The organism is Bradyrhizobium liaoningense, assembly GCF_018130785.1.
In the GTDB taxonomy this organism is placed as follows: Bacteria; Pseudomonadota; Alphaproteobacteria; order Rhizobiales; family Xanthobacteraceae; genus Bradyrhizobium; species Bradyrhizobium liaoningense_A.
This window is the reverse complement of the sequence record NZ_JAFCJT010000002.1, coordinates 445181-463524: the sequence shown is the minus strand read 5'-3', so window position 1 is coordinate 463524 and position 18344 is coordinate 445181. Positions and strand designations below refer to the sequence as shown.

Annotated in this window: 21 protein-coding genes; 10 read left to right on the top strand and 11 right to left on the bottom strand. The window is 63.9% G+C overall.

The features are described 5' to 3' along the window. Positions 1–67 precede the first annotated feature (67 nt). On the top strand, positions 68–583 hold the full coding sequence (locus JQ627_RS07805; RefSeq protein ID WP_212483623.1) for a DUF3828 domain-containing protein: 516 nt from the start codon (positions 68–70) through the stop codon (positions 581–583). Between the two features lie 11 nt (positions 584–594). Then, a complete protein-coding gene (locus JQ627_RS07800; RefSeq protein ID WP_212483622.1) occupies positions 595–870 on the top strand; it encodes a GNAT family N-acetyltransferase in 276 nt (91 codons plus the stop codon). A gap of 49 nt (positions 871–919) precedes the next feature. On the opposite strand, the gene JQ627_RS07795 is transcribed toward JQ627_RS07800, so the two are convergent. Further along, on the bottom strand, positions 920–1318 hold the full coding sequence (locus JQ627_RS07795) for an SPW repeat protein (RefSeq protein WP_212483621.1): 399 nt from the start codon (positions 1316–1318) through the stop codon (positions 920–922). A gap of 286 nt (positions 1319–1604) precedes the next feature. Between JQ627_RS07795 and JQ627_RS07790 the strand changes: the two genes are divergently transcribed. Beyond that, the gene (locus JQ627_RS07790) at positions 1605–1874 is read left to right on the top strand and encodes a GNAT family N-acetyltransferase (protein WP_212483620.1); all 270 of its coding nucleotides are present in this window, start codon (positions 1605–1607) and stop codon (positions 1872–1874) included. 53 nt (positions 1875–1927) lie between these two features. Here the strand turns inward: JQ627_RS07790 and JQ627_RS07785 are convergent, their stop codons facing one another. Beyond that, the gene (locus JQ627_RS07785) at positions 1928–2344 is read right to left on the bottom strand and encodes a DUF3597 domain-containing protein (RefSeq protein WP_212483619.1); all 417 of its coding nucleotides are present in this window, start codon (positions 2342–2344) and stop codon (positions 1928–1930) included. Between the two features lie 333 nt (positions 2345–2677). Here JQ627_RS07785 and JQ627_RS07780 point away from each other — a divergent pair, with 333 nt between their 5' ends. Both JQ627_RS07780 and JQ627_RS07775 read left to right on the top strand, forming a co-directional pair. Further along, positions 2678–3586 (top strand): DUF2189 domain-containing protein, encoded by a 909-nt coding sequence (locus tag JQ627_RS07780; RefSeq protein ID WP_212483618.1) that lies wholly within the window; start codon positions 2678–2680, stop codon positions 3584–3586. A gap of 130 nt (positions 3587–3716) precedes the next feature. Then, on the top strand, positions 3717–4541 hold the full coding sequence (locus JQ627_RS07775) for a lytic murein transglycosylase (RefSeq protein ID WP_212483617.1): 825 nt from the start codon (positions 3717–3719) through the stop codon (positions 4539–4541). Positions 4542–4613: 72 nt separating this feature from the next. Here the strand turns inward: JQ627_RS07775 and JQ627_RS07770 are convergent, their stop codons facing one another. Then, on the bottom strand, positions 4614–4940 hold the full coding sequence (locus JQ627_RS07770) for a hypothetical protein (RefSeq protein ID WP_212483616.1): 327 nt from the start codon (positions 4938–4940) through the stop codon (positions 4614–4616). Positions 4941–5573: 633 nt separating this feature from the next. Between JQ627_RS07770 and JQ627_RS07765 the strand changes: the two genes are divergently transcribed. The 4 genes from JQ627_RS07765 to JQ627_RS07750 all read left to right on the top strand — a co-directional run bounded on the left by JQ627_RS07765 (position 5574) and on the right by JQ627_RS07750 (position 9040). Beyond that, positions 5574–5726, top strand: a complete 153-nt coding sequence (locus JQ627_RS07765; protein ID WP_007590701.1) for a DUF1127 domain-containing protein — start codon at positions 5574–5576, stop codon at positions 5724–5726. A gap of 126 nt (positions 5727–5852) precedes the next feature. Continuing rightward, on the top strand, positions 5853–7280 hold the full coding sequence (gene trmFO, locus JQ627_RS07760; RefSeq protein WP_212483615.1) for a methylenetetrahydrofolate--tRNA-(uracil(54)-C(5))-methyltransferase (FADH(2)-oxidizing) TrmFO: 1428 nt from the start codon (positions 5853–5855) through the stop codon (positions 7278–7280). Between the two features lie 7 nt (positions 7281–7287). After that, complete coding sequence (locus tag JQ627_RS07755) at positions 7288–8382, top strand: AMP-binding enzyme (RefSeq protein WP_212483614.1); 1095 nt, start codon at positions 7288–7290, stop codon at positions 8380–8382. A 73-nt stretch (positions 8383–8455) separates the two neighbouring features. After that, positions 8456–9040 (top strand): CAP domain-containing protein, encoded by a 585-nt coding sequence (locus JQ627_RS07750; RefSeq protein WP_212484082.1) that lies wholly within the window; start codon positions 8456–8458, stop codon positions 9038–9040. 175 nt (positions 9041–9215) lie between these two features. Here JQ627_RS07750 and JQ627_RS07745 read toward each other — a convergent pair whose 3' ends face one another. From JQ627_RS07745 to JQ627_RS07725, 5 genes are all read right to left on the bottom strand, one after another. Beyond that, positions 9216–9689 carry a VOC family protein gene (locus tag JQ627_RS07745; RefSeq protein WP_212483613.1) on the bottom strand — a complete coding sequence of 158 codons (474 nt, stop codon included), beginning with the start codon at positions 9687–9689 and terminating at the stop codon, positions 9216–9218. Between the two features lie 122 nt (positions 9690–9811). After that, complete coding sequence (locus tag JQ627_RS07740; RefSeq protein WP_212483612.1) at positions 9812–11146, bottom strand: MFS transporter; 1335 nt, start codon at positions 11144–11146, stop codon at positions 9812–9814. Between the two features lie 42 nt (positions 11147–11188). Then, a complete protein-coding gene (locus JQ627_RS07735; RefSeq protein ID WP_212483611.1) occupies positions 11189–12130 on the bottom strand; it encodes a hydroxymethylglutaryl-CoA lyase in 942 nt (313 codons plus the stop codon). After that, positions 12127–13320 carry a CaiB/BaiF CoA-transferase family protein gene (locus tag JQ627_RS07730; RefSeq protein ID WP_212483610.1) on the bottom strand — a complete coding sequence of 398 codons (1194 nt, stop codon included), beginning with the start codon at positions 13318–13320 and terminating at the stop codon, positions 12127–12129. Before JQ627_RS07730 ends, JQ627_RS07735 begins: the two co-directional genes overlap by 4 nt. Before the next feature lie 114 nt (positions 13321–13434). After that, positions 13435–14394 carry a LysR family transcriptional regulator gene (locus JQ627_RS07725; RefSeq protein ID WP_212483609.1) on the bottom strand — a complete coding sequence of 320 codons (960 nt, stop codon included), beginning with the start codon at positions 14392–14394 and terminating at the stop codon, positions 13435–13437. Positions 14395–14601: 207 nt separating this feature from the next. Here JQ627_RS07725 and JQ627_RS07720 point away from each other — a divergent pair, with 207 nt between their 5' ends. Further along, positions 14602–15780 (top strand): aminotransferase class V-fold PLP-dependent enzyme, encoded by a 1179-nt coding sequence (locus JQ627_RS07720; RefSeq protein WP_212483608.1) that lies wholly within the window; start codon positions 14602–14604, stop codon positions 15778–15780. 17 nt (positions 15781–15797) lie between these two features. Here the strand turns inward: JQ627_RS07720 and JQ627_RS07715 are convergent, their stop codons facing one another. The 3 genes from JQ627_RS07715 to JQ627_RS07705 are packed head-to-tail and all read right to left on the bottom strand — an operon-like array spanning position 15798 to position 18331. Further along, positions 15798–17042 carry a threonine ammonia-lyase gene (locus JQ627_RS07715; protein ID WP_212483607.1) on the bottom strand — a complete coding sequence of 415 codons (1245 nt, stop codon included), beginning with the start codon at positions 17040–17042 and terminating at the stop codon, positions 15798–15800. 45 nt (positions 17043–17087) lie between these two features. Next, a complete protein-coding gene (locus JQ627_RS07710; protein ID WP_212483606.1) occupies positions 17088–17951 on the bottom strand; it encodes a phytoene/squalene synthase family protein in 864 nt (287 codons plus the stop codon). Continuing rightward, positions 17948–18331, bottom strand: a complete 384-nt coding sequence (locus JQ627_RS07705) for an Mth938-like domain-containing protein (RefSeq protein WP_212483605.1) — start codon at positions 18329–18331, stop codon at positions 17948–17950. Before JQ627_RS07705 ends, JQ627_RS07710 begins: the two co-directional genes overlap by 4 nt. Positions 18332–18344: the final 13 nt, after the last annotated feature.

Here is an 18344-nt window from a genome sequence, read left to right as displayed (position 1 = left end):
ACCGAGATACGCGCTGACACCGGCCACTCTGGCCTGCCGTCGCGCGCCATCATCTCAGGGATATCTCATGCTCACCCGCCGGACTTTTGCTGCCGCCTCACTGCTTGCCACCATCTCCCCGGCATTCGCCGTGATGCCCGCCGCCGGCGATCCCGTCGCCATCCTGACCGCGATCTACACCCGCGCCGCCATGGGCAAGGGAGATGGCGGCGGTACCTTCGTCATCGAGAACAAGGCGGCCAAGGCACAATATCTCTCCAAGTCCCTGGTCGCGCTGTGGGCCAAGGCGGATGCGCATACGCCCAAGGGCGACGTCGGGCCGGTCGATTTCGATCCCGTCACCAATTCGCAGGAACCGGACGTAAAATCGTTCAAGGTTGACGCCGAGAAGATGGAGGCCGACAAGGCGTCGATCGCGGTGACCATCACCGGCCACCGCAACGACCGCAAACCTGCGGACCAGATCGTGCATTACGACTTCGTGCGCGAAGCCAATAGCTGGCGGATCGACGACATCAAGGGCTCCTCCGACGGCGAAGCCTGGTCGATCCGCAAGATGCTGGCGGACTCGCTGAAGAGCTGACCGGAGACGACATGAGCGACGTCATCAACAACAAGGCCCATCACCGCTATGAGCTCGAGGTGGAAGGCCATCTTGCGACCGAGCATTACAAGCTCGATGGCGACATCATTACGTTCGAGCATACCGACGTACCGAAGGAGCTCGGCGGCAAGGGCGTCGGCTCGAAGCTGGTGCAAGGCGCGCTCGACCAGGTTCGCGCAGCCGGATTGAAAGTGATCCCGCAATGCCCATTCGTGAAGGCGTGGATCGAGAAGCACCCGGAGTATGCGGATATGGTGAAGAGATGAGCGAGCGCAGACCCGCCGAGCGCGCGGCGGGCCTGCTGAAATCTACCGCCTATTGCCCATGCTTCAGCAGATCCTGGTCACTCAGATCCCAGTCCTGCCACAGCTGGAGCACGCCGAGGATCACCGCCACCGCTCCGAGACTCGTATGGTAGATCCGGAGAAAACCTTCGCCGGAATAACCGAACACATAGGGCGAGACGATGAGCCAGAGCCCGGCAAGGATCGTCGCCACCTCCTGCCAGCGCTGCAACGCGACATATTCGAGCTGGCTGAGGCCAAACACGACGAGGCCGATTGCGACGGTGTTCAGGACAATCATCTGGTGTTCGACGTTCGGCGAGTGATCCTGGATGGGGAACCACGGCGACGCGACAATCAGCGCGCCGAGCAGCATCCCGCACCAATCCTCCCATGTTCGATGAGTATTGAAGAAACCAAAGTCCGACATCGTACCCTCCTACAAAAGAGGCATACGTCGGCGGCTGGCGATCATGACACTCCGAACGTCGAGCGACCCTGCCGGCCGCATTCGGGCGTATGTCCTGAAGCAACATTTGGGGAACCGGGCGCACGTTTGCAAGACTGCCGTTTTTTGCCGGCGAGGCCGCAAGCGAATTATGGTTCACGCATCGACCGGATATCTCCCCTGCGGCAACCTCCCTTGGTCGCACCTTGGCAAGGGCCGGTTCAGGCGCCTAGATCAGAGAACACGCAGCGCTTCGAAGGGATCTGGCATGGCGGTACGAGACAACAAGGACAGGAGTCGCTTCGAGCTCGATGCGGGCAACGAAATTGCCTTCGCCAATTACCGGCTGACGCCGTCGGCCGTGATCATCACCCATACCGAGACGCCGCGCGCGCTACGCGGCCGCGGCATTGCATCCGAGTTGGTCAAGGGAGCGCTGGACTTGATCCGCCGTGACGGGAAGAAGGTGATCGCGGGCTGCGGCTTCGTCGTCGATTATCTCGAGAGGCACCCGGAGGAGGCCGATCTCCTCGCCTGAACGCAAAAAGGGCCCGCGCGAGCGCAGGCCCTTGGCAACGACCGTGCGATCGGTCAGTGCTTGATCTCTGGCGGCAGCTTGCCGCCATTGGCAGCGAGCTTTGACATCACCTGCTTGTGCAGCCAGACGTTCATGCTGGCCGAGTCGTTCATGTCGCCGCTGTAGCCGAGCTCCTTGGCGAGATCCTTGCGCGCAGCAAGGCTGGAATCGATGTCGAGCGCCTTCATCAGGTCGACGATCGAAGTCCGCCATTCCAGCTTCTCGCCCTTGTGCGCGGCGACCGCCGCATCGACGATCGAAGCAACGTCCACTGTCGACGCGGGCGCGGCAGCAGGTGCCGATCCGCCCGGCGCGGCGCTGGCGGGCGCGCTGCCCGACGGTGCGCTGCCTGCAGGTGCGCTGCCTGCGGGTGCTGCGGAAGCCGGATGGCTGCCGAAGATCGCGCCCATGATTTTCCCGAAAATGCTCATGTCTGCTCCCCGAATAGGATCCGTTGGAAGGGCCTTGAGTGACACTTATAGACGAAGTTACTGCGTCGCGCCCGCGAAGTTCCTGCGAACGAGCAAGCAGCATCAGCTTATCTGCGGCGAAATGACGACCGAATGACATAGTTGAGGTTGCAGTGCGGCATCGAATCTCAATCAAGCGTGAGGGACAGGACTCGGAAATCGGCGTACGCTTCAGTTTCAGCTCGCGATGTCGTCCGGAATTCGCGTCTGGCCGGAATCGCGAAACTCAGAAAGGCGGCCGCTTGCGCCGTTGTCGGCGCCGAATTCGGCTGCATGGCAAGGGAGCTAGCGACCATGGCCACGCTCTACCAGGGCAATGTCCCCCCTGTGGCCCAGACCGCGGATGCGGCTGGACCGATGATCCGAACTATCCAGCTGTCCGATCTGCATGACGCGCTCAGGCGCGGCTGGGAAGATTTCAAGGCGGTGCCGAGCCACGCCATCATCCTCTGCGTGATCTATCCGGTGCTGGGCCTCGTGCTCGCCCGCGCGGTGATGGGCTATTCGGTGCTGCCGCTCTTGTTCCCGCTGGCCGCAGGCTTCGCGCTGATCGGCCCGTTCGCCGCTCTCGGTCTCTATGAGCTCTCCAGCCGACGCGAACGCTATGAGGAGGCCAGCGCGTGGGATGCCATGGAGGTGCTGCGCTCGCCTTCGTTCGGCGCCATGCTCGGTCTCGGCACGCTGCTGCTCGCTCTGTTCGTGACCTGGGTTGCGACCGCGCAGGCGATCTATGTCGCGGCGTTCGGCTATGAGGGCGCGACCGGGATATCTGATTTCCTGACGCGCGTTCTCACGAGCCGGCAAGGCTGGTGGCTGATCGTGGTCGGCTGCGGCACCGGCTTCCTGTTCGCGCTTGCCGCGCTCTGCATCAGCGCCGTGTCGTTCCCCTTGATGCTCGACCGCCATGCCGGCGCGTTCGAGGCGATGGTGACGTCGCTGCGCGTCGTCGCAAAGAACCCGGTGCCGATGGCGGCCTGGGGCCTGATCGTCGCGGTGCTGCTGGCGCTCGGCACGATTCCGGCGTTCCTTGGCCTTGCCGTGGTGATCCCCCTGCTCGGCCATGCCACCTGGCACCTCTACCGCAAGGTGATCGTCTCGGAGCCCGGCGCACGTCCGGTGCCGCCCCCGCCGCATCGCCCGCGCAAGCCGGCCGCCGACTTCCCCGCCAACCTCTTCCCCTGGCGGAATCGGACGGACGCCTGACGATATCGTGACATGCACTCCTGCCCGGGACCAGGCAGGAGTGCGCACTGTCATACGCCTTGCTTTGGCCGCGGTTACAACCGAGATTGCGCCCGCCGGTCAGATCACTTCACGGAATCAATTTCATCTGATGACACCGACGATTTCTCGTCTCGCTCTCGCAGCCTTCGCCCTCTCCGCGTCAATCATAACCGCCCAGCCAGCCCTCGCCGCTGTTGCCTGCGGCTCCGGCAATTTCGACGCCTGGCTCGCGGACTTCAAGACCGACGCCGCGGCCAAGGGCATCTCACAGCAGGCCGTCGCCGCCGGGCTTGCCGGCGTGACGCTCGATCAGAGCGTGCTCAATCGCGACCGCTCGCAAAAAGTCTTCACTCAGACCTTCGAGGAGTTCTCCGGCCGCATGGTGCCGCCGCGCATGCAGCGCGGCTCCAACATGATGAAGCAGTACGGCTCGGTACTCTCCCGCATCGAACAGACCTACGGCGTACCGGGCGAGGTGCTGGTCGCGATCTGGGGTCTCGAGACCGATTTCGGGGTTAACACCGGCAAGTTCGCCACCATCCGCTCGCTGGCGACGCTGGCCTATGATTGCCGCCGCTCCGACCAGTTTCGCGCCGAGCTGCTGGATGCGCTCCGCATCGTCCAGCGCGGCGACCTCGCCCCCGCCGACATGAAGGGCGCATGGGCCGGCGAGCTTGGCCAGACCCAGTTCATGCCGTCGTCTTGGATGAAATACGCCGTCGATTTCGACGGCAATGGCAAGCGCGACCTCTTGCACAACGCACCCGACGTGCTGGCTTCCACCGCCAATTATCTTGCCGGCTATGGCTGGCAGCGCGGCAAGGATTGGCAGCCGGGCAGTCCGAATTTTGCGGTGCTACAGCAGTGGAACAAGAGCGAGGTCTATTCCAAGACCGTCGCCTCTTTTGCGGCCCAACTCGCGCGCGCCCCTTAAGCCTTCGACAAACGCGTAGGGCCGATCGCCCGGCGACCGGCCCTCTCTCGGTGCGTTTACTTCTCGAAGTTTCTATTTGCCCATGGTCGCCTGCATCGCCTTGTTCAGGTGCGCGCCGCACACACCCATTTTGCCGTTGAGCAGCGCATCCTGCGCAGCCGCGATCTCCTTCTGCGCCACGAACTTGCTGTCGCCGTCGGCCATGTTCTCGATCGCAGTCTCCGTCTTCTCCAGATTGGCCGAGCTGCAACCGCCCATGGCGTGCTTGGCGGCCTGAGCCGGCGCGACGGCGAACGCGACGGCGGCAATTGCGATAACCCCGAGTAACTTCGTCATGATGTTACTTTCCTTCTCTTCTTCTTGGGACAGAGCCAGCGACATTGCCGGAATCTGCGACATGACTTTTCTCCGGGCGCGGCAACTTGCCGCAATAAATTCCTCGCGAGAATTGCGTGATGTTGCGCGCAGCGCAGAGGCACCATGCGAAATTTCTGATTTTCATTACACCTTTGTAATGAACACTACACGTTCGGCGTGTGTGCACCGCACCAGGGAGGCGGTTGCGGTCTGAAACGGGTCAGGATGAGTTTCGGTAGACTCCTTGGCCGCTCGTCTGGCGCTACGCCCAGAGTCGGATCGTCTGGGATTCGGTCGCACGGCATCTTTCCTATTAATGAACTTGTATTCATCTCTATAGTTCCACCATCATGCAATTCGTGCATGCGAGACTTGGGCGCAGACGCTGACTAATCGCCTTGAGAACAGTTGGAACCTTACCTATTTCCATTTCGCCGGTACCGAGAGTGGTTGCAGTAAACCCGTGAATTCACGGTGATTTATGACAACGCTTTCCCTATTTCGCCTACCCTTTGGGCGAGAGTGCTCCCGGGTTAATCGTCCGTTACCTCCGCCATGCACCCAGCGCTTAGCTGCATCGCAACATCGGAACTTTCGCACTGCACCACTCTCACCTATATTCATTTCAACGATGAGGCCCGGGCAAGGGCTGAATCGAACTACAGGAGACTACCAATGCTGCTCTCGCTCATCCGCATGATCCAGGCTTTCCGGGACTATCAGCGCAATGTTGCCGAGCTGTCCCAGCTCAGCGATCGCGAACTGGCCGACATCGGCCTCGATCGCTCGGACATCCCGCGCGTTGCCGCCGGTCAGTATCAGGGCTGATTTCGTTCAGCCCTTCACCGGACGAACCGATAGCGCCCGCCTCGTGCGGGCGTTGTCGTTTCTGATGGCAGAAAACTCCATCTCGGCGATTCCACTGACCGCCGAAAAGCGCTACCTGTCCGCCCCATGACAGGACACCAATCCAACATTGTGCACGTGATCGGCGCCGGCCTTGCCGGTTCCGAAGCCGCCTGGCAGGTCGCCAAATCCGGCGTGCCCGTGGTGCTGCACGAGATGCGGCCGACCCGCATGACCGAGGCGCACCGCACCGACGGGCTCGCCGAACTCGTCTGCTCGAATTCGTTCCGCTCGGACGACGCCGCCAACAACGCCGTCGGCCTGCTGCACGCTGAAATGCGCCGGCTCGGCTCGCTCATCATGCGCGCGGCCGACGCCAACCAGGTGCCCGCCGGCGGCGCGCTGGCGGTCGATCGCGACGGCTTCTCGGCGGCCGTCACCAAGGCGCTGAACGAGCATCCCCTGATCGAGATCGCCCGCGGCGAGGTCAAGGGCCTGCCGCCGGCCGACTGGAGCAACGTCATCGTTGCGACCGGCCCCCTCACCTCCGCGCCGCTCGCCGACGCCATTCGCGAGCTCACCGACGAGAACGCGCTCGCTTTCTTCGACGCGATCGCGCCGATCGTGCATCGCGAGTCCATCGACATGTCGGTAGCCTGGTTCCAGTCACGCTACGACAAGGTGGGCCCCGGTGGCACCGGCGCCGATTACATCAACTGCCCCATGACCAAGGAGCAGTATGACGGCTTCGTGGCCGCGCTGATCGCCGGCGAGAAGACCGAGTTCAAGGAATGGGAGACCAACACGCCCTATTTCGACGGCTGCCTGCCGATCGAGGTGATGGCGGAGCGCGGCCCCGAGACGCTGCGCCACGGCCCGATGAAGCCGGTCGGCCTCACCAATCCACACGATCCCACCACCAAAGCCTACGCGATCGTGCAGCTTCGGCAAGACAACAAGCTCGGCACGCTCTACAACATCGTCGGCTTCCAGACGAAGCTGAAGTACGGCGAGCAGCAGCGCATCTTCCGCGCGATTCCGGGGCTGGAGAAGGCCGAGTTTGCCCGCCTCGGCGGCCTGCATCGCAACACCTTCCTCAACTCGCCAAAGCTGCTCGACGGCCAGTTGCGCCTGCGGGCACAGCCGCGGCTGCGCTTCGCCGGCCAGATGACGGGTTGCGAGGGCTATGTGGAGTCCGCCAGCGTCGGCCTGATAGCCGGCCTCTATGCGGCGGCCGATGCACGCGGCGAGACGCTCGCGAGCCCACCGGGCACGACTGCGTTGGGATCGCTGCTCGGCCATATCACAGGCGGCCATATCGAAACCATCGAGCCGGGCACGCGCTCGTTCCAGCCGATGAACATCAATTTCGGCCTGTTCCCGCCGCTCGCGACCGCGCCGACGAAGAAGCCCGACGGCACGCGACTGCGCGGCAACGAGAAGACGGTGGCCAAGAAGCAGGCGATGAGTGCATTGGCGCTCGCCGATCTCGATAGCTGGATCGCCAATCACCTGCGCATTGCCGCAGCCGCGTGAGTTCTCGATGAGTCTCCCCAAAGACGACGCCGCGACACTGTCGGCGCGCTGGACCGAGGGCGTGCTGCTCAAGCGCGACGTATTCTCAACCGTCGAGCGCGGCCGCTTCCGAGGCGACGGCGGCGAGGTCGATGCGGTGCTGCGCCGGCTCGACGAGGTGCCGTGGTGGTCATTCCTGCTCGCGCGCCATCTGTTCGCGCGTGAGAAGCACGCGCTGGTGCTGGCCAAAGGTCTCGACGTCGGCCCCGAACTGCTGTGGGCCGGCCGCCGTGCACTGGTGCGCGGCTTCGTCGACGGCGTCGCGCTGCATCTGGCGAAGCCCCATGGCGACCTCGCCTATTTCCGCTCGGCCAAGGCGGCGCTACGCCGGCTGCGCCGCGCCGGCATCTGCCACAACGATCTCGCCAAGGAGCAGAACTGGCTGGTCGGCCGCGACGGCCGCGCCTATGTGACCGACTTCCAGCTCGCGGCATGCTTCAACCGGCGCGGCCGGCTCTACCGCATCCTCGCCTACGAGGACCTGCGGCATCTGCTCAAGCACAAGCGTTCCTATGCACCGGAAGCGCTGACGCCGCGCGAGCGAAAAATCCTGGCGAAGAAATCGTTCGCCGCCAGCCTGTGGCTCGCCACCGGCAAGAAGGTCTACCGGGCAATCACACGCGGCCTGTTCAATTTCACCGACCGCGAGGGCGGCGGCCGCCGGCTGGTCAACGACGCGCCGGTGCTGGCCGAGCTGATCCGCAAGAATCCGGCCGTGCGCGACACCGCCATCGTCGCCTTTGCCGACCGCCGCTCCGGCGTCGGGCTCTATGCCTTCGTCGAGGCCGATCAGGCCACGCTTGAAGGCGAGCTTCGGAGCGAGCTTTCAGCCGCCAAGGGCCCGAAGCCGCCGGAACACATCCAGGTCGTGCACGCGCTGCCGCGGGATACCAGCGGCAAGCCGCGGACCGAGATCCTGCAACTGGTCGCCATGAACCAGCTCGACCTGATCGAGCCCATGATGAAGAACGACCAGGACCGCGCCTTCCTCAAGGACATCCTGGAGCAGCGCAAGAACCTGCGCGACCGCTTCAATTTCGAGGCGGACCTGCCGACCAGCTAGCACGGGCCCGCGCCTTGAAGCCTCCACATTGGCGATAGAGAAGCGGTCGGAGTATTCAGACTTGGCAGGGGTTATGGGCGCTCGGGGGACGACGAAGCATCGTGTGGCTGGCGGCCTGATCGCCGGCCTTCTGCTGCTGGCAGGCGCGCCCGCGATGGCCGAGTCCCCTGCCGAGCAGATCTCCAGCTTCCGCCTCAAGCACGGCGAAGTCCGCGTCGTCCGCGATTCAACCCTCGACCGCATCGCCATGGACCAGGCCCGCGCGATGGCGGCGAAGGACGACCTCAGCCACGACGCGCTCGGCCCGTTCAACCGGCGCGTCGCACCGGCCGGCGCGGGACGCGCCGCCGAGAACATCGCCTACGGCTACGACAATTTCGAGAAGACGCTCGGCCAGTGGATCGACTCGTCCGGGCATCGCAAGAACTTGCTGCTGCACAACGCCTCCCGGGTCGGCATCGCGAGCGCCAGAAATGCCAGCGGCAAGCGCACCTATTGGGCGATGGTGATCGCCGGCGACTACGAGCCGAAAGGCAAGGGCAAGGGCAAAGGCAAGCAAGACGGGGAGCCGTTGGTTGCCGTGAAGCGTGAGGCCGCACCCGCCAGCAAGCCGAAATCCAGCGGCTGCCACATCAAGCTGCTCGGTCTCTGCATCTGAGACGAGACGCCGTGCGCCTCTTCGGCCAGCCAGTTTGGCCGCGCCGCTGTCTTGGACCTGACCTCATCGCCCCGAAGCTCGAGATGTTTCACCAAGCGTCGCCTGCCGTGGAACACGCCGCTCCACCTGCTGCAGTTTGAAGAGATGCCGCACTGAAGCGGAACGGCAGACAGTGTCAGCCGCGGCGCGCGGCCTCGATCGCTGCGACGTCGATCTTCGTCATCCCCATCATCGCATCGAACGCACGCTTGGCCTCGGCTCCGCCGGCCGCCAGCGCCTCGGTCAGCACGAGCGGCGTGATCTGCCAGGAGAGGCCCCATCTGTCCTTGCACCAGCCGCACGCGCTTTCCTGCCCGCCATTGCCGACGATGGCGTTCCAGTAGCGGTCGGTCTCTTCCTGATCGTCGGTCGCGATCTGGAACGAGAAAGCCTCGTTGTGCTTGAAAATGGGACCGCCGTTGAGGCCGAGACAGGCAACGCCGGCAACCGTGAACTCGACGGTCAGCACATCGCCCGCCCTGCCGGAGGGGTAATCGCTGGGCGCGTGATGTACGGCGCTGACGGCGCTGTCGGGAAATGTCTCGGCATAGAAGCGGGCGGCCGCCTCGGCGTCCTTGTCGTACCAGAGGCAAATCGTGTTCTTCGCCATTGCGCATCCCCTTCGGTTCCAGGCCATTACACCGCCATCCATTGAGGACGGACGGCGGTGCGATGTCTTTTGCCTAAATACCCTCTTGAATGCGCGTCACCAAGGCGCGCCGATGCCGCGGCCTATGCTACCTGGGGTTCCGTCACGTCCCTGGCTTTCAGGTCTCGCGGAAGCACCGTCAGCAGCAGCACCGCACAGAGCACGCACAAGCCGCCGATGACGTAGAGCGCGGGCGTCGTGCTGCCGGTCACATCCTTGACCGAGCCGACCATGACCGGGCTGACGATGCCGCCGACCTGCCCCAGCGTGTTGATGAGCGCGATCCCGCTCGCCGCCCCCGCACCGGTGAGAATTTTCGGAGGCAGCGTCCAGAATGTCGGAATGGCCGCAACCACGCCGGCACCAAGGATGGCAAGCGCGCCAACCAGCGTGACGACGCTCCTGTCGAATGCACCGGAGGCGAAGAAGCCCACGGCCGCGGTCAGAATCAAGGCTGCGACAAATTTCGGCCGCTCGCCTGATGCATCCGACAATCGGCCTACGACGATCATGCAGATGGCGCCACAGATATAGGGTACGGCGGTCAGGAAGCCGATCGCGGCTGCACTGCCTCCGCCGGCCGCCTTGATCAGGTCAGGCGCCCAAAAATTGAGGCCGTAGGACGCGATCTGGATCAGGAAGTAGATGAACCCCAACAACAGCACGCCCGGCATGAGCAGCGAGCGCCATGCTGAATGCTCGCCGATCTCGCTTTTCTGGCGATCCAGCTGCACCGAGATCAGCCGGCGCTCCTCGTCGCTGAGCCATTCGGCCTGCTCGATCCCGTCGTCGAAGCGCAGCAGCACGACGAACCCAAGCGCGAGGCACGGAATGCCACCGGCCAGGAATAACCATTGCCAACCCGCGAGACCGTGCAGCCCATTCAGATAATTGAGGATGAGGCCCGAGATCGGCGCGCCGATGATCCCCGAGAATGCGGTGGCGAGAAAGAACACGGACGTCATGCGGCCGCGGTGCGACTTCGGAAACCAGAGCGTCAGATAGTAGAGAATGCCGGGCGCGAAGCCCGCCTCCATCGCGCCGATCACGAAGCGCAGCGCGTAGAACTGCCACTCGCTATGGACGAAAACCATGGCAGCTGTCGCCAGCCCCCAGGAGATCATGATGCGGGCGATCCAGCGCCGCGCGCCGAAGCGATAGAGCAGCATGTTGCTCGGCATTTCCAAAAGGACGTAGCCGACGACGAACAGGCTGGCGCCAAATCCGTAGGCGGTGTTGCTGAGGCCGAGATCGGCCTGGAGCGCCGCCTTGGCGAAGCTGATGTTGACGCGGTCGAAGAAGGCGAAGAAGTAACAGATGATGATCAGCGGCATCAGCCGCCATGCGATCTTCTTGATGACTTGATGTTCTGTAATTCGAGTGTCAACGTCGGCGGTCGCCGTCGTGGCGATTGTCATGGTTTCCTCCATTATGTTTTGAAATTTTGATTACGGTCGTTCTCAGCCTGCGCGCCGCAGCCGTTCGGGTATGGGATGCAGGTCGAGCGGGCGGCCGGCCTTGGCGACCTGCCCTGGCACTTCATGTCCGATCAGTTCGGGCAATCGGAACGAAAGATCGATCAGGCGCTGCAGATCGAGGCCGGTACGCAAGCCCATCTCATGGCAGAGATTGACGAGGTCTTCGGTACAGACATTGCCCGAAGCGCCCGGCGCAAATGGACATCCGCCGAGGCCGCCCAGCGCAGCGTCGAAGCGGCGCACGCCGGTGTCGCAGGCAGCGAGAATATTGACCAGCCCAAGACCGCGCGTGTTGTGGAAGTGAAGCGTGAGCATGTCCGCAGGGACCAGCATCAGAACCTCGGCCACCAGCTCCGAGACCTGAATAGGATTGGCCATGCCCGTGGTATCGGCGAGCGTGATGCCGTCGGCTCCGAGAGCGAGATAGCGCTTGACGATATCGAGCACCTTCTCGAACGGCTGCTTGCCTTCGAACGGGCAGCCGAACGCGGTCGCAATTGTGGCGTTGACCATGGCGCCGCCGGCATGCGCCGGCTTCACGATCTCGGCAAGCGAGCCCAGCGACTGCACATGCGTCAGATTCATGTTGGCGAGGTTGTGCGTCTCGCTCGCCGACATCACGAAATTGAGTTCGTCGGCACGCGCCGCCAGCGCGAGCTCAGCCCCCTTCCGGTTCGGGATCAGCGCCGTGTAGATCGTGCCGGGACGCCGCTCGATGCCGGCGAAAACGTCCGCCGCGTCGCGCAGTGACGGAACGGCCAACGGCGAGACAAACGACGAGACTTCGATACGGCCGAATCCGATCGCGGAGAGCGAATTGATCAGCCGGATTTTTTCACTGGTTTCGACCCATTTCGCTTCGATCTGAAGGCCGTCGCGCGGTGCGACTTCCTGGATCATGATGTCGGGTTGTGTTGCCATCATTGCACTGCTCCGCTGCGGCGCAGCTGCGCGATGTCGCCTGCCTGCAAGCCGAGGCTCGTCAGCACCTCATCGGTGTGCTGCCCCAGCGTCGGACCGGACCACCTGACCGTGCCAGGCGTGTCCGAGAGCTTTGGCGCAATGCCCGGCATCTTGACGGTGACATCGCCCGGCAATTCGGTCGGCAGGATCATCTCGCGGGCCGCGTAATGGGGATCGTCCACGATGTCGGCGACCGAATAGATCCGGCCTGCTGGAATATCGGCCACATCGAGGCGTGCGAGGATCTCGTCCATCGTGCGCTCCGAGGTCCACGCTGCAATGGCGCGATCGAGCAAGGCGTTGCTACGAACGCGTCCATCATTGCTGGCAAGGGCAGGATCGTCGGCAAGGTCCGGACGGCCGACGACCTGCATCAGGCGCTTGAAGATCGCGTCGCTGTTGCCGGCGATGACGACGTGGCGCCCATCGGAACTCGGATACGTATTGGAGGGACTGATACCTGGCAGAGCGCCGCCAGTGCGGGTCCGGACATGACCCATGAGGTCATACTCCGGGACAAGGCTCTCCATCAGATTGAACACGCTCTCATAGAGCGAGACGTCAACGACCTGCCCACGCCCCTGCCCTGTCTTGACGCGAAGCAGCGACATCAGTGCGCCGATCACGCCATGGAGCGAGGCAAGGCTGTCGCCGATGCTGATGCCGACCCGCGCCGGCGGGCTGTCCGGATCGCCCGTTGTAAAGCGCAATCCACCCATGGCTTCGCCGATCGCGCCGAAGCCGGAGCGGTCGCGATAAGGGCCGGTCTGCCCGTAGCCCGAGATGCGGACCAGTGTCAGGTCTGGATTGAGCTTAGAGAGCACGTCCCAGCCGAGGCCGAGCTTCTCGAGGCCGCCGGGCTTGAAATTCTCGATCACGACATCGGCTTGTGCGGCCAGGCGCAGCGCCACGTCGCGCCCCTCCGGTGACTTCAGATCGATCGCGATCGACTTCTTGTTGCGCGATTGCAGGTACCACCAGAGCGACGTGCCCTGATGCAGCTTGCGCCATGTGCGCAGGGGATCACCGATGCCGGGCTGCTCGATCTTGATGACTTCGGCGCCGAACTCGGCGAACAGCCGCGCGGCAAACGGAGCAGCGATCAAAGTTCCGAGTTCGATGACTCGTATTCCGGATAATGGTCCGTCCACGTCTGGCGCTCCTCGATCATCTTTGATCGTGGTGTCGCCGAGTGTGAGGTCTTAAGTCCAATATCCTTTGATGAACACGCGTTCGCGGATGACGAACGACATGGAGGGCGGCGATCAGTGAGGCTTGGTTCCGGGCAACCGCAGATGATCGAGCATCAACTGGCTCGTCGCCGACAATCCCGCAGGATCCCTCGCGACCAGCACCAGCTCGCGATCGGCCCAGTCATCGTTCAGCTCGACGGCCGTCAGGTTCATGCCGTGACTGAGGACCTCGAACGCACGGTCTGGGATGAGGCCGATTCCCATGCCGGCTTGCACCATCCGGCACACCGCATCGAAGCCGGGAACATGAACCCGCAATCGGATCGACTTGCCGATCTGCTGCGCGGTGTATTGCGAGCGCAAGTAGATGGAGCTCGTCGCAAACAGTCCGACATGATCGTAATCGAGCGTATCGGCGAACGAAACGTCTTTTGCCGATGCAAGCGCATGATCGGATCGCACCACGATGACGAGGCGGTCCCGGCGATAGGAGAACCGCTCCAGCCCGCGCGTCGAAACGTCAGCGGAGCAGATGCCGATCTCGGCCACGCCCTCCTCGACGCCGCGAACGACATCGGCACTGGGGCGTTCCTGTAGATCGAGCCGCACCAGCTCATGCGAGCGAAAGAAGCCGGGCAGATCGTCCGGCAGGAACTCGACGATCGACGACAGATTGGCCAGCATCCGCACATGCCCACGCACACCGCGCGCATGCTCGGCCATATCGACTGCGATCTTCTCGACGTTGAGCAGCGTCACGCGCGCATGGTGCAGCAGCGATTCGCCGGCCGGCGTCAGAGCCATGCCGTTCGGATGCCGCTCGAACAGCGCGACCTCGAGCACCTCCTCCAGATCATGCATGCGCTTGCTGACGGCGGAGGGCGCGATCGCCTCCCGCTGCGAGGCGCGCGTCAAATTGCCCTCTTCGCAGATGGCGATGAACAGCCGCAGGGTCGTGAGGTCGATCCGCCGGGTGATCTCAATCTTGGGCGCCCCGCTCGTGGAGCGTGACGATTGCGTTTTCTCTTGCATGGTCGGGTTCCCGATCCGGGAGGATATAGCGTTCGGGCTCGCTGCATTTCTCAAAATCGCGCGATGGGAGCACCCCAATTGGAATCTGATACCAACGCTTCGTAGAATTCTCTCCGATTATTCCAAAATCAACGCTGTGGCCTCAACCTTGCGCACCCGCAGCATCGAGCCTAATTCTAGCAGCGCAGCCAGCAGGCGGAGGTAACATTGATTGATCTCGACCAAATACGGGCCGACACGCCAGCCACCTCCCGGCTCGCATATCTCCACAATGCTGGCGCGGCTCTCATGCCGATCTCCGTTGTCGATACGACGAAGCAGCATATCGATCTGGAGAGCGAGATCGGAGGTTATGCCGCCGCTGATCGTGAGTCCGACCGGCTTGAAGCGGTCTACGGCTCGGTGGCGCGGCTGTTGAATGCCGCGCCCGATGAGATCGCTCTCATGGAGAACGCGACGGTTGCCTGGCAGATGGCGTTCTACGCGCTTCCGTTTCGCCAGGGCGACCGGATCCTGACCGCCGAAGCGGAATACGCCGCCAACTATGTCGCGTTTCTTCAGGTCGCCAGGCGCACGGGCGCGATCATCGATGTCGTGCCGAGCGATGCCAGTGGCGAGCTCGACGTCCACGCGCTCGACCGCATGATCGACGAGCGCGCAAAACTGATCGCCATCACCTGGGTTCCGACCAATGGCGGGCTGGTCAATCCCGCGGCGGCGATCGGCAAGATCGCCCGGGCGCGGGGCATTCCCTATCTGCTCGACGCCTGCCAGGCGGTCGGCCAGATGACGGTCGACGTCGAAGCCATCGGCTGTGACATGTTGTCGGCGACGGGGCGCAAATTCCTCCGCGGCCCGCGCGGCACGGGCTTTCTCTACGTCCGCCGCGAGATGCTGCAACGGCTCGAGCCGCCGATGATCGATCACTTCGCCGCGCCCTGGGTCTCACGAGATGAATATCGGCTCCGTGACGATGCCCGCCGTTTCGAGACATGGGAGAACAATTACGCGGCACGTCTCGGTCTCGGCACTGCCATCGATTATGCCCTCGCGATCGGCCTCGGCCCCATCGAGCAGCGCTGCCGTCTGCTCGCGAACCGTCTTCGCGGCGGCCTCGCCGCCATTCACGGCGTCACCATTCGCGACCTCGGACGCGCGCCGGGCGCCATCGTCAGTTTCACGATGGAGGGGTATGAGGCAGGCGACATTGTCAGCAGCGCCGCTGCGGCCGGAATCACCATTGGCGCTTCGGATCCCGCGAGCACGCTCATCGATGCCGAAGCTCGCTCGCTGCCGTCGGTCGTGCGGGCATCCCCGCATTATTACAACACGGAGGCCGAGATCGATCGGCTGATCGCTCACGCCGCGGGCCTGGCGCCGCGATAGTGAGAAACGCGCCGCACTCAGGTGCAGCGCGCACTCAGCCCGGATGCGCCGAGCTTGGCCATGACCTCGTCGAGATGCGCGCTGTCGCGCGTCTCGATGACAAGTTGCAGCAGCGTCGCCTTGGCCGGCAGGTCGGAGAAGGTCCGCTGATGCGAGACCTCGATGATGTTGGCGCCGGCCTCGGCCAGCAGTGAAGCGACGGCAGCCAATTGTCCGGGCCTGTCGGGGATGTCGAGCGACAACTGAGTCAGCCGTCCTTCGCGAGCCAGCTCGCGCGTCAGGACGGATGCAATCAGCCGCGTGTCGATGTTGCCGCCGCTCAGCACCAAGCCTACCTTCTGGCCAGCAAAGCGGGACGTATCGGACATCAGCGCGGCAAGCCCGGCGGCGCCGGCGCCCTCGACGACCGTCTTCTCGATCGAAATCAGGGTCGCGACCGCGCGCTCGAGCTCGGCTTCGTTCACCAACGCGATGTCGTCGACGAGGCGGCGGACGATCTCGGTCGTGATCTTGCCCGGCGATTTCACCGCGATGCCTTCGGCGAGCGTGTCGCCGCGCGCAGGCAGATTGCCGTCATGGATAGCGTTGTACATCGAGGGGTAGAGCCAGGCCTCGACGCCAAGAATCCGCACTGTCGGCTTGATCGATTTCGCGGCAATGCTGATGCCGCTGATCAGGCCGCCGCCGCCGATCGGGACCACCAGCGTATCGAGCTCGGGCACCGCCTTCAGCATCTCAAGCCCGACTGTGCCCTGCCCCGCAATGACAAGCGGATCGTCGTAGGGGTGGACGAAGATCATGCCGCGGGCTTCACCGTGGCTTCGCGCATACGCGGCCGCCTCCTCCAGCGTCGCGCCCGTCACCACCACCTCCGCGCCGTGGTGCCTGGTGTTCTCGACCTTCACCATGGGCGTACCGACCGGCATGACGATGGTGGCGGGAATGTCGAGCCGCTTGGCGTGATAGGCAACGCCCTGCGCGTGGTTGCCCGCCGACATCGCGATGACGCCGCGCGCACGCTCCTCAGGCGTGAGCGCGGTCAGCCGGTTCAGCGCACCCCGCTCCTTGAACGAGGACGTGAACTGGAGGTTCTCGAACTTCAGCCAGATGTCGCAGCCGCAGATGTTGCTTAGCGTGCGGCTGTAGCTACAGGGCGTCTCGACGACGGCGCCGCGGATGGTGTCGGCGGCGGCATGAACGTCGCTTGGTGCGACCGGAAAGCCGCTGAGATCGGAGGACGTGCTTTGGAACAACTCAGCCATGGGACAGCATAGAGCATCCAGCAGCTCGAGGCGATAAGCCAGCCGCTATTTGTTAAATTCCCGGGAACGTGAAGCCCGCCACAGCGTCCATAGCGTGCGCAGCCGCGACGTCGGCTGCGGCGTGAACGGATTGCGCCCGGGTTGCGACAGGCGCTTGAGGTCGCCCCGCACCTGGCTCAGCAGCAGGAACGCTGGCCGTGCCGGCGCCGGCACCTCCGGCAACAGCGACAAGGCCGTAGTCAAATGCTGCTCGGCTTCGCCCACGAGCTGGCCCAGCACCGCATGCAGATTTGGCGTCTCCTTGCCAGCGAACACGTCCTCCATCTGGCAGCCATGGGCCGCCAGCACTTGCTGCGGCAGGAACAGTTGCCGGTGCGCCGAGTCGCGCGGCAGATTCGCGATCACCTGCACGATACCCTGGGCGAGCCCGGCATGCCTTGCGAGATGCTCGGCCGCCTCCGAGGGTGGCATCATGACCCGCGCCGCGAGGGCAAACAATGCCGAACAGGTCGTGTCCAGATAACCCTCCAGAGCCGCCATGGTCGGCATCGGATCGTTGTAGAGATCGAACTGATGCTCGTCGGCGAGCAGCGACAGGGGCTCGACCGGCAGGTCGAAATCGCGGATCGCACGCAATAGCTCTGCCGCCACCGGATTGCCCTCGGCGCTGCCGTGGACGTGGCCCGCCAGCATGTCAGTCCACCATTGCAGGCGGATTTCGCCGGGCAAGGGCTGGCTCACCTGGTCGCGGACGCGGACGATCTCGACATTGAAGGCATAGAGCGCCAGCAGCGCCTGGCGCTCGGCGGCCGGCGCAAACAGCGTTGCGGCATAACGCGGAAAGTCATGGCTGCGCACGAGGCCGGCACAGAAGGCAGCAGAATCGGGCGGAGGCGCAGCGCTGCTCATGGTACGGCGATCAGCGCGGCCGCGACGCGGCGCCGCTCGCCGATCATGATGTTGTAGGTGCGCACGGCAGGACCGGTCTGCATCGTATCCAGCACCACCCTCACCGCCTTCAGCGCCTGCCGCAGGTCCGGCGGCGGCAGCCAGACGCCGGTTCCGGTGCCGATCAGGAGCGTGTCGATGCTGTTGGCGGCCGTGAACACCCGATCCAGCGAATAGCGGTCGATCTTCGCCGGGTCCGTTACGTCCCAGGCCCAGATTGCGTCGGGCAGGCACAGCAGCGATCCCCGATGAGACATGCCGGCAAAGGCGAATCCGCCCTTGCCATAGGCCTCGATCGGCGCCGAGCGCGGGAAATGCGGTGCGTTTGGATCGCCGGCCATCGTCTTCGTCCGA